The sequence below is a fragment of the Mycobacterium sp. 1245499.0 genome, from assembly GCF_001673615.1.
Taxonomy (GTDB): domain Bacteria; phylum Actinomycetota; class Actinomycetes; order Mycobacteriales; family Mycobacteriaceae; genus Mycobacterium; species Mycobacterium europaeum_A.
Map to the genome: position 1 here is coordinate 1 of NZ_LZMG01000108.1, position 719 is coordinate 719.

The following is a 719-nucleotide window of genomic DNA, read 5'->3' on the forward strand; positions in this document are numbered from 1 at the left end:
GGACTCCTTGGGCATCGTGAAGCCGAGCGCGTTGAAACTGACGATCTGCAGCTGCAACCCGGTGCCCGACACCACCGACCCCGCCCGCCGGTCCGACCGAGCGGCTGGCCGCCCAGCCCGGCGACGACGCGACGCCCGGGAAGAAGAAGCGCCGCTTCGGCCGCGACCCGGTCTCCGTCCTGCTGATCTTCATCATCGTGTTCGCGCTGATCATCGCCGCGCTCATCGGGGCCGAGCTCTACGTGCGCCACGTCGCGGACAGCAAGGTCGCCGAGGCGGTGGCCTGTGAGGTCAAGGACCAGGCCACCGCGTCCTTCGGCGTGACGCCCCTGATGCTCTGGCAGCAGGCTACGAAGCACTACACCAACATCTCGGTGCAGACGGCCGGCAACAACATCCGCGACGCCAAGGGCATGAAGCTCTCGATCAACATCAACGACGTGCGCCTCAAGGACAACGGCAACTCGAAGGGCACCATCGGCGCCCTGGACGCCACCATCAGCTGGACCAGTGACGGCATCAAGCAGTCGGTACAGAACGCCATCCCGGTGCTGGGCCCGTTCGTCACCAACACCGTGACCACGCACCCCGCCGACGGCACGATCGAGTTGAAGGGCATGTTGGACAACATCACCGCCAAGCCGGTGGTGTCGGGCACCGGGTTGCAGCTGCAGATCGTCAGTTTCAACGCGCTCGGCTTCACGATGCCCAAGGAGTCC

Annotated in this window: 1 pseudogene; it reads left to right on the forward strand. The window is 65.8% G+C overall.

Annotated features, from left to right (window positions below):
* Positions 1-92: 92 nt before the first annotated feature.
* Positions 93-719, forward strand: a pseudogene (locus tag A5646_RS05610) (LmeA family phospholipid-binding protein); the annotation flags it as partial.